10 protein-coding genes and 1 pseudogene are annotated in these 10088 nt (G+C 67.0%); 5 read left to right on the top strand and 6 right to left on the bottom strand.

The window, feature by feature from the left end:
* Positions 1-421, bottom strand: a pseudogene (locus QZV72_RS10600) (hypothetical protein); the annotation flags it as partial.
* 100 nt (positions 422-521) lie between these two features.
* On the opposite strand from QZV72_RS10600, the gene QZV72_RS10595 reads away from it, so the two are divergent.
* The gene (locus tag QZV72_RS10595) at positions 522-1160 is read left to right on the top strand and encodes a zinc ribbon domain-containing protein (RefSeq protein ID WP_297008309.1); all 639 of its coding nucleotides are present in this window, start codon (positions 522-524) and stop codon (positions 1158-1160) included.
* Positions 1161-1191: 31 nt separating this feature from the next.
* Here the strand turns inward: QZV72_RS10595 and QZV72_RS10590 are convergent, their stop codons facing one another.
* Positions 1192-1926, bottom strand: a complete 735-nt coding sequence (locus QZV72_RS10590; protein WP_297008307.1) for an ABC transporter permease — start codon at positions 1924-1926, stop codon at positions 1192-1194.
* A 7-nt stretch (positions 1927-1933) separates the two neighbouring features.
* Positions 1934-2908 carry an ABC transporter ATP-binding protein gene (locus QZV72_RS10585; RefSeq protein ID WP_297008304.1) on the bottom strand — a complete coding sequence of 325 codons (975 nt, stop codon included), beginning with the start codon at positions 2906-2908 and terminating at the stop codon, positions 1934-1936.
* A 389-nt stretch (positions 2909-3297) separates the two neighbouring features.
* Between QZV72_RS10585 and QZV72_RS10580 the strand changes: the two genes are divergently transcribed.
* Positions 3298-3672 carry a hypothetical protein gene (locus QZV72_RS10580; protein WP_297008302.1) on the top strand — a complete coding sequence of 125 codons (375 nt, stop codon included), beginning with the start codon at positions 3298-3300 and terminating at the stop codon, positions 3670-3672.
* Positions 3673-3843: 171 nt separating this feature from the next.
* Here the strand turns inward: QZV72_RS10580 and QZV72_RS10575 are convergent, their stop codons facing one another.
* From QZV72_RS10575 to QZV72_RS10565, 3 genes are read right to left on the bottom strand one after another with little or no spacing between them, the layout of a single operon-like run.
* Positions 3844-4602, bottom strand: a complete 759-nt coding sequence (locus tag QZV72_RS10575; RefSeq protein WP_297008300.1) for a response regulator transcription factor — start codon at positions 4600-4602, stop codon at positions 3844-3846.
* Between the two features lie 33 nt (positions 4603-4635).
* Complete coding sequence (locus QZV72_RS10570) at positions 4636-5043, bottom strand: hypothetical protein (RefSeq protein ID WP_297008298.1); 408 nt, start codon at positions 5041-5043, stop codon at positions 4636-4638.
* Complete coding sequence (locus QZV72_RS10565; RefSeq protein WP_297008296.1) at positions 5040-6317, bottom strand: sensor histidine kinase; 1278 nt, start codon at positions 6315-6317, stop codon at positions 5040-5042. Before QZV72_RS10565 ends, QZV72_RS10570 begins: the two co-directional genes overlap by 4 nt.
* A 62-nt stretch (positions 6318-6379) precedes the next feature.
* Between QZV72_RS10565 and QZV72_RS10560 the strand changes: the two genes are divergently transcribed.
* The 3 genes from QZV72_RS10560 to QZV72_RS10550 form a co-directional block, all read left to right on the top strand.
* Positions 6380-7453, top strand: coding sequence for an ABC transporter ATP-binding protein (locus tag QZV72_RS10560; protein ID WP_297008294.1), 1074 nt, complete (start codon positions 6380-6382; stop codon positions 7451-7453).
* Positions 7454-7648: 195 nt separating this feature from the next.
* On the top strand, positions 7649-8917 hold the full coding sequence (locus QZV72_RS10555; RefSeq protein ID WP_297008292.1) for an ABC transporter substrate-binding protein: 1269 nt from the start codon (positions 7649-7651) through the stop codon (positions 8915-8917).
* Between the two features lie 151 nt (positions 8918-9068).
* Positions 9069-10088: carbohydrate ABC transporter permease (locus QZV72_RS10550; protein ID WP_297008290.1), on the top strand; the 1020-nt coding region annotated here is incomplete at its 3' end.

The raw sequence follows: 10088 nt of genomic DNA, 5'->3' as shown, positions 1-10088 counted from the left end.
TGAAGAAACCCTGGAGCTGCCACGGCTCCAGGTACTCGCCGTTCTCCACGGCGACGTGGAGGGTGAGGTTGTACTGCATGCCGGACCCGGGCTGTGAATCCTCCCCTTCTGCGTCCTCCGGCGGGAGAGTCTTCACGATCGTGTAGACGATGAGATCGCCGACCGGGGTCTCCCCGGCGTCTGCCTCGACGAGCCCGGCGTGGAACTCCAGCAGGTTCGGACGGATACCCTCGACAACCTGGTCGCGGTCGACGGGCATCATCTGGGAGTCCAGTGGAGCGAGGGTGACCACGGCATTGCTCCCGGCGAGCTGGTAGCCGAAGGCGACGGTGCCCGGGGCGTCCTCCGGGAGGGTGTTCAGTACCTCCCAGTGGGAGGGGAGATGGAGGGTGCGGCCGGTGTCTCCGAGGGTGATGTCCATGGGTCCCGAGCGTACCGGGACACCCGCTGCCTGACCGTTATATGATCCTCCTGCACGATTCGCCACCACTTTCCCGCCACTGCCCCGTACTGAGGACACCATGCCCCCGAACATCCCCTTCACCAGCAACTACAACGACCTCTCGAATACCGACGGTTTCCAGTTCGAGTTCCGCTGTGACCGGTGCGGCAACGGCTACCGCTCGGCATACCAGCGCAATATCGCGGCCACCGGGCAGCGGGTCGCCCAGGGGCTCGGTCATCTGCTGGGCGGTCGATTCTACGGCGTGACCTCCGCCGCAGACCGGCTGCTCGACCGCTCGACGAACTCCGAGGCCAAGGACAAGGCGCTGAACAAGGCTGTCGCCGAGATCTCACCCCACTTCCACCAGTGCCGCGGCTGCGGCGACTGGGTCTGCGGCGACGTGTGCTGGAACGACCGGGTCGGGCAGTGTGTCCACTGCTCCCCGGTCGCGGCGGAGGAACTGGCGCAACTGCAGGCCAGGGAACGGAACCAGCAGGTCCGGGACAGGCTGCGGGACGTGGACCTGACCTCGGGGATGACGCTCGACGAGCAGTCACACCCCCGGTGCGGTTCCTGTGGGGCGCAGGCCCACGGGGGGAAGTTCTGCAGCGCCTGCGGCTCGCCGCTGGCGGTGGAGATCACCTGTGCCGGGTGCTCGCACACGAATCCGGCCGGGGCACTGTACTGCGCCCAGTGCGGGTCAGGGCTTGCCTGAGGTGCCTGCCTGAACTGACGTCCCCGCGGTTTCAGCGGACGTCGACACGGTGGTTGCGCCACAGGCCGCAGGCCGACAGGGCGGCGAACCAGGCGACGATGATGAGGTAGCAGACGGCGGTGCTGATCCCGAAGCCCAGCGGGTCCTCACCGTAGAAGAGCTGGTTCATGCGCTGCACCGGCGCAATGGCTGCGAAGGGCCGGAAGAACTCGATCCGCTCGGCTGCGAGGCCGAGCATGCCGTCGATGACGAGCATCCAGGCGACCGGCACGGCGACCGACGCCACCTGGCTGCGGATGACGCAGGCCAGGCCGACGCTCATCGCAGCGAAGAGGACGGAGGAGACCCCGCCGACGAGCAGGATATGGGTGTCCGTGCCGAGGCTCAGGGTACCGCCGAACGCCGCGCCGAGTCCGATCGCGAGGACGGTACCGAGAACGTAGAGGATCGCGGTGAACACGGCGGTGACGGTGATCTTGGCGGCGACCCACTGCCAGCGCCCGGCCTCGGTGAGGAACGCCTGGGCGTGCATGTGGTTGCGGATGTCACCCGCGGTGGTGGCGGCGGCGAAGATGACGGCGATGAGCTGGAAGATCTGGAGGCCGAACAAGACGGTCGACCAGTCGAGTTCGGGGTGGTCGCCGAACAGTGCGACGAGGGTGACGGGGCCGAAGAGGGGCCCGGTGAGCAGGATCGCGTAGACGAGGCTGGAGCGGACGCTGAACAGCTTGGTCGTTTCGGCGCGCAGGGCGTTGGTGAGTGACATGGTTCTCCTACTTTCCGGCGAGGGCGGTGTCGGTGCGGTACTCCTGGGCGTCGGCGGTGGCTGCGAGGAAGCGGGCCTCGAGGTTCGCGGTCTCGGCGCGCAGACCGGTGACCGGGACGGACGCGGTGAGGGCGATCTCGGCGACGGCGCGGCGGACCTCGGCGTCGGTGGTGCCGTCGGGGATGTCGACGGTGAGTTCGGCGCTGGAGCCCGGGGCGGAATCGGTTCCGGCGCCGACCGGGAAACCTGCGGTGAAGCCGGCGTCGCGGAGGCGAACTGCGAGGGTGTCGGTGAGGCGGGCGTCCGGGGTTTCGACGAGGACGCGGGCACCGCCGGCGAGGAATTCGTCCATGGAGTACTCGCCGATCATGCGGCCCTTACCGATGACGACGAGACGGTCGGCGGTGAGCTGCATCTCGGAGAGCAGGTGAGAGGAGACGAGAACGCTTCGCCCCTGGGAGGCGAGGGCGCGGATGGTGCGCCGCATCCAGCTGACGCCTTCGGGGTCGAGGCCGTTGACGGGTTCGTCGAGGATGAGGTGCTTCGGGTCGCCGAGGAGTGCGGCAGCGAGGCCGAGACGTTGCTTCATGCCGAGGGAGTAGCCGCCGACCTTCTTCTTCGCGGCGTCGGTGAGACCGACGATGTCGAGGCATTCCTCGACGCGGCTGTCGGGGATGCCGGCGCCGCGGGCGAGGACGCGGAGGTGGGAGCGGCTGCTACGGGCCGGGGTGAACCAGGTGGCTTCCAGGAGGGCGCCGGCGACGTGTGCCTTGTCCGGGAGGGTGGCGAAGTCGGCGCCGTCGAAGGTGACGGTGCCGGAGCTGGGTCGGTCGAGGCCGAGGATGCAGCGCATGGTGGTGGACTTGCCGGCGCCGTTCGGGCCGAGGAAGCCGGTGACGGTGGCATCGGGGACGGTGAAGGAGAGGCCGGCGAGAGCGTGCTGCCTGCCGTACCTCTTGTGCAGGTCGGTGACGGTGATCATGGGTTACATGGTCGTCTGGTGCGGCCCTGCGATCATCGGCCTGCGGGCTGATTGTGCGGTGGCGGGTGGTGGGTGGGTGTCATACCTGGGTATGAGGTCCCCGTTTCGCAGACCTTACTGCTTTCACAACTGACCAGGCGACCGAGCGGTAATCTTCCACACCCCTCCACGAAAATCGGGGAGCTATAGCCCGAACAGAACAACACCTAGCTCCATTGAGTCAAACTCAATTGACCAAAGTGCAGCGACATCATCTCGCACCGCACACCTGGAGACGACGCAGAATTACAACATCTTTCCGGCATGTCACACCACCCGTGGCGCTCCCGTATGGGACACTGGCAGACGTGGAAGAAGTTGAACTTATCCAATCGGAATGACACAACCTCATGAAGCTCAAACGGGAAGCTCCCTACAAAGTCATGAAGGAAAAATCCGAGGCCCTGATGACGCTCCACGAGGGAATCCGGACAGAAACAGTAGCCCGCCTGGTCGACCGGAAACCATCCACAGTGGAAACCTGGATACACGACTGTCACACCTACCGGCAAGCATCGATCCACACCGGCCATGCCGACAATCTCAACGCCAGTAAACTCACCGACCGGCAACGAGACCGGGTGGTGGAGCTATTGTCGTCACCGCCGTCAAATGAGGGAGTATCGGAACAGTTCTGGTCAGTTCCCGGACTGTCCAACTGGATCTACGACGAGTTCAACGTCGAGTACAGCTCAGCCAGTTCCTATCGAGCACGTCTGAAATGAGGCGATGAACAATATCAGCACTCGTCAACGCGCCACTTTCGATGACACGCGCCGAGCTTTCCGGTCATTGATCACATCGAACATTTTCCCGTATCAACTACCATGATCTTTTGTTTTATTCGGGCTATAACTCTGCGAGTCAGAGTACATGACCCGCGGCGCCCCCCACCACTACTCCCCCTCCAGCACATGCGCCGGGTCCACCAGACCGTGCCGGAAAGCGAAGAGCACCGCATGGACCCGGTCCCGGGACGCGGTCTTCGCCAGCACCCGGCCGACATGTGTCTTCACCGTCGGCAGGGACACGAACAACCGCCCGGCGATCTCCTGGTTCGAGGCACCCGTCGCCATGAGCACCAGGATCTCCCGCTCCCGCGGCGTCAGCGGGTCGATCAGTCCTAGATCGTCATCGGGGCCAGGAACAGCCACAGCGTCCTCTTCAACACCATTCCCAGCACCGCCCCCGGCACCACTGCCGGAACCGCCCTCCCGCACCTGACGCAGCAGCCGCGCCGTCGCTTTCGGCGAGATCACCGCCGAGGCCTCCCCCACCGTCCGCACCGCGTCGATGAGATCCTCCGGCTCCGCGTCCTTCAGCAGGAAACCGCTCGCCCCGGCGGTGATGGAGTTCATCACGTACTCGTCGTTGTCGAAGGTGGTCAGCACCACCACGCGGGTCGGTTCGCCGCCGGGACCGACCGTTCCGGCGTCCACGATCTGCCGCGTCGCCGCGATGCCGTCGAGGTTCGGCATCTGCACGTCCATGAGAATGATGTCCACCGGCTGCCGTTCGGCGCACCGCACCGCCTCCGCCCCGTCGACGGCCTGCCACGCCACCTCGATGTCGTCCTGCGAATCCAGCACCATGGCGAACCCGGCGCGGACGAGCTGCTGGTCATCGGCGAGGGCGACTCTGATCTTCCCGGTCATGCGGTCAGCATAACCGTCACACGACCCTCATCGTCACCCGGTGACGATGAGGGTGAAGGTGATGACCTCCCCGGTACCGGGGTCGGTGATGCGCGCGGTGGTCCCGCCCACCCCGCGTGCCGTGAACCCCGGGTTGAAGGTGCCGGAGCCGTCTTCGTGACCCGGGATGAACGCCGCGACCGTCTCATCGTCCACGTCTCCGACAGTCCACCGTTCCGGGGCGTCGGGCACCTTCACCACCAGCGGGCGGTCCGTGGTGATCCGGACGTCTCCTTCCGCCAGATCCGTGACCGCCACGATGACCGGTGCCCGCATCTCCACCTCCGTCGTCGTTGCAGCGGAGTCGGTGGGCGCCGCGGAACCGTCGTCTCCACCGTCGCACGCGGAAAGGACGAGAACGGCCCCGGCGGCAACGACGCACCACCCTTGTCTGATACTCATGCCGCCAGCGTAACCGCCACCCGCCAGCCACCGGCGAAAACCTCCGACGGCCCCCAGGACGCCGACCCGCCGTGCACCCGGGCCCGCTCTTTCAGTCCGAGCAGGCCCTGTCCGCCGGCGCCCCCGGCAGCGGACGTCGGATCCACCAGCGCATCACCCGCCGTCCCGGGCGCGTTATCCACACTGATCAGCAGTGATCCTGCCCTTGACCAGTCCAGCACCACCCGGGTGCGGACCTTCCCCGCGTGCTTGAGGACATTGGTCAGCGACTCCTGCACGGTGCGGTAGACGGTCAGGCCCACCGTCGCAGGGACCTCGTGCGCGTCCCCCCGGATGTCGAGGGAGACCTCCAGGCCGGAGCGGCGGGCGTCGTCCACCAGGCCCGGGACGCCGGACACCCCCGGCGCGGAACCCGTGTCCCGCGACGCGTCCTCCCGCAGGACGCTGAGCAGCTGCCGCATCTGCGCCAGCGCCTCGCGGGCGGTCGCGGCGATCGTCTCCAGGGTTTCGATGGCCTTGTCCGGGTCCTTACGACCGGCGTAGCGGCCGCCGTCAGCCTGGGCGATGACGGCGGTGAGCGAATGGGCGACGATGTCATGCATCTCCCGGGCGATCCGGTTGCGCTCGGCGACGGCGGCGAGCTCGGCCCGGGCCGCGAGGTTCTCCATCCGTTCATGCTGGCGCCGCACCCCCAGTCCCAGCTGCCAGCACAGGGCGACGGAGACGACGATGAACACGGTCAGGCCGACGGAGACGACGAGGAGTTCCCTGGTGGAGGTCGGAGAGCCCCCGTACAGCTCATCCCGGGTCATCCGGCCACCCCAGCCGAGCCTCAGCTCAGGGGCGAGAACGGTCAGCACGGCGCCGGTCACCGCACCGGTGAGCAGCGCCGTCAACCATACCCGGCGACGCCGCCGGACATACCCGGAGATGAACCACGCCTCATATCCGACGACACCTGCCGCGAGGACGTAGAACTCGGACAGCGCCGCCCCCGCGACCACGAGACCGAGAACCACCGTCACCAGCCCCGGTTCGGGACGCGACCGCTGCACCAGGAGACCGACGAAGGTGACGGTGTATCCGACGGCCAGCAGCAGGCCCGTCACCCCGGCATCCGACCCGTTGTCCACCGCCGTGCTGCTGGCCAGGTCGATACCGCCGAAGAACAGGAACAGTGCGGACTGGGCGGTGAACTGCACCCAGAACCCCCGGTCGCGCCAGAAGGGGCCGGGGGTCGCCTGCAGGGTGGAGGAGGTGGACGGGTCACTCACAACCGTCGACTCTACGGAATGCCGCCCGGCGCACGGATCAGCCTGCGGTATGATCCGGCACCATGGCTGACGTCGTCTTCGATCACGTGAATATCCGGTACCCGGGTGCGGACACCCCCACGGTGAAGGACCTGGACCTGGACATCGCCGACGGCGAGTTCCTCGTCCTCGTCGGGCCGTCCGGCTGCGGCAAATCCACCACCCTGCGCGCCCTGGCGGGCCTGGAGCCCACCGACTCCGGCACCGTGTCCATCGGTGGTCGCGATGTCACCGGCGAGGAGCCCGGCGACCGGGACATCGCCATGGTCTTCCAGGACTACGCCCTGTACCCCCACATGTCCGTCCGGGAGAACATGGGCTTCGCGTTGACGATCAAGAAGCTGCCCAGAGCCGAGATCGCGGAGCGGGTGGAGAAGGCCGCCGAGATCCTCGACCTGACCGGCTACCTCGACCGTAAACCGAAGGACCTCTCCGGCGGGCAGCGCCAGCGCGTGGCGATGGGCCGGGCGATCGTCCGTGAACCGCAGGTCTTCCTCATGGACGAGCCACTGTCGAACCTGGACGCCAAGCTCCGTGTCCAGACCCGTGCGCAGATCGTGAAGCTGCAGCAGAACCTCGGGGTCACCACCGTATATGTCACCCACGACCAGGTCGAGGCGATGACGATGGGGCACCGGGTCGCCGTGCTCAAGGACGGCGTCCTGCAGCAGGTGGACACACCCCAGAACCTCTACCGCGATCCGGTGAACGCCTTCGTCGCGGGTTTCATCGGCTCCCCGTCGATGAACCTGCTCAGCGTCGGCGGCACTCTCCCAGCGGTGAAGGCCTCCCTGCCGGAACTCGGTATCGATCTGCCGACAGGCGCGGTGCAGGTGGGGGTGCGTCCTGAGCACCTCACGGTCGCGGCGTCGGACGCCGTCCCGGCAGCCGGGGCGGGCCTGGCAGGCACGGTCACCCTCGTCGAGGAGCTCGGGGCGGACGCCAACGTCTACGCCGACACCGCCTACGGGCCGGTCACCGCACGGACCACAGACTCCCCTGACACCCTGCCCCCGCTGGGCGGACGGGTCGTCTTCTCCCTGACCGGGGGCGCCGCAGTGTACTTCTTCGACACCGAGGGTGGGCGGGTGCGCTGACAGGGGCGCGCCCGGGGAAGGGGCGATTCCCCCTCCCCACCCCCGAAGCGGAGGGGAACAGTGATGGCAATGTCGGACTGCGCCCCCGTACGTGCCGCCCGGGTACTACACTCGTTCGAAGCACCCGGTGATGCGGTACCGGATACCGCGACCGCCGGGCGTTTCACTGAGGACCCCTACTGAAAGGTCAGGCCCATGGCTCACCTTCCGAAGCTTCCCACGAAGCTGCTCGCTACCCTCGCCGCCGCCGGGCTCACCGCCGGACTGGTCGCCTGCTCCTCCGACGACGACAGCTCGGGCGGTGGCTCCGAGTCCGACACCTCCCGAGGCCCGATCAGCTTCGCGATGGGCAAGAACGACACGGACAAGGTCCAGCCGATCATCGCGAAGTGGAACGAGGAGCACCCGGACGAGAAGGTGACTCTCAAGGAGCTCGCCGGTGAATCCGACGCGCAGCGGGAGACCCTCGTCCAGTCACTGCAGGCCGGATCGACGGACTACGACGTCATGGCACTCGACGTGATCTGGACCGCCCAGTTCGCCGCCAACGGCTGGCTCGCCCCGCTGACCGGCGACCTGGCGGCGTCCACCGACGGAATCCTGGACGCCCCGGTGGAGTCCGCGACCTACAATGACACCCTCTACGCCCTGCCGCAGAACACCAACGGCCAGCTGCTCTACCGCAACACCGACCTGGTCCCGGAAGCCCCGACCTCGTGGGGCGACGTCGTCGACGCCTGCAAGGCCGTCGTCGAGCAGAACAAGGACTGCCTGACCACCCAGCTCAAGCAGTACGAGGGAATCACCATCGCCACCGGCAATTTCATGGACGGCTGGGGCGGCGGCATCCTCGGTGACGACGGCACGCCGACCGTCACCTCCGACGCCTCCAGGGAGGGCCTGCAGGCGCTGGTAGACGCCTACAAGGACAGGACCATCTCGCCGGCGTCCACCGCAGCCTCCGAGGAGGAGACCAACCTGGCCTTCACCTCCGGCAAGACCGCCATGGCCATCAACTGGCCCTACATGTGGTCCGAGTCCGAGAACTCCGACGCCACCAAGGACAAGTTCGATGCCCAGCCGCTCGTCGGCAAGGACGGCACCGGTGTCTCCACCCTCGGCGGCTACAACTCCGGTATCAACGTGAACTCCGCGCACAAGGCCACCGCACTCGACTTCATCCAGTTCCTGGTGGAGCCGGAGAACCAGAAGTCCTTCCTCGAGGGCTCCTTCCCGCCGGTTCTGGCGTCCATCTACGATGATGAGTCGCTCTTCGGGGAGTACCCCTTCCTCCCCGTCCTGAAGGAGTCCCTGGAGAACGCGAAGCCGCGCCCGGTCTCCCCGAACTACGACCAGCTCTCGAAGGCCGTCCAGGACAACGCCTACGCCGCCGTCAACGGCACCGTCGACGTCGACAAGGCGACCGCTGACATGGAGTCCGCGATCACCAACGTCACCGGCTAGCAGCGGTCGGACCCCGTCCCACCCGGTCCGCCCCCGACACCACCCCGACACCACCCCGGCCCGACCCGCCCCGACCCGACACAGTCGTCGGCGGCGGGCTCTCGCCGTTACCGTCCCCCGGCCTCCCCATACTTTTGTAAGGTTGCTTCCCGTGAGAACCAAGAAGCGCGACCTCAGGGCCGTATGGCTCGTCGGCCCCAGCCTGGTGCTGCTGGCCGTCGTCATCGGCTACCCGATCATCCGGGCGATCTGGCTGTCCTTCCAGGCGGACAAACACCTCGACCCCTCCACCGGAATGTTCGTCGAGGGCGGCTTCGCCGGATTCGACCACTACCTCTACTGGCTCACACAGCGGTGCATGTCCCCCAACGGCACCGTCTCGACCTGTGCCCCGGGCAACCTCGCCGTGGACTTCTGGCCGGCACTGAAGATCACCCTCTTCTTCGTCGTCGTCACCGTCGCCCTGGAGACCGTCCTGGGACTGTGGATGGCGACGGTGATGAACCGCAGCTTTCTCGGCCGTGGCCTGCTGCGCGCCGCGGTGCTGATCCCCTGGGCGATCCCCACGGCCGTCACGGCGAAGCTGTGGCAGTTCATCTTCGCCCCCGACGGCATCATCAACTCGGTCACCGGACTGGACATCGCCTGGACTACGGACCCGTGGGCCGCGAGATTCGCGGTCATCGTCGCCGACGTGTGGAAGACCGCGCCGTTCATGGCGCTGCTCATCCTCGCCGGTCTCCAGATGGTGCCGCAGGGAGTTTACGAGGCCGCCCGGGTCGACGGGGCGTCCCGCTGGCAGCAGTTCACGAAGATCACCCTGCCGCTGATCAAGCCGGCGCTGATGGTCGCGATCCTGTTCCGCACCCTCGACGCGCTGCGCATGTACGACCTACCGGTGATCATGATCAGCTCCTCGGCGAACTCCCCCACCGCCGTGCTCAGCCAGCTGGTCATCGCCGACATGCAGGGCGGCAACTTCAACTCCGCCTCGGCTATCTCGACACTGATCTTCCTGCTCATCTTCGCCGTCGCCTTCATCATGGTGAAGTTCCTCGGTGCCGACGTCGCGGGGACGCAGAACATGCCGAAGGCGTCCGGTGGACGGAAATGGTGGTCGCTGCGGAGGCAGGACGCCGCGTCCACTGTGTCCACTGTGTCCACTGTGTCC

It is taken from the genome of uncultured Corynebacterium sp. (genome assembly GCF_902782855.1).
In the GTDB taxonomy this organism is placed as follows: domain Bacteria; phylum Actinomycetota; class Actinomycetes; order Mycobacteriales; family Mycobacteriaceae; genus Corynebacterium.
Note: the sequence above shows the minus strand (reverse complement) of the source record. Positions and strands in the feature narration are given on the sequence as shown.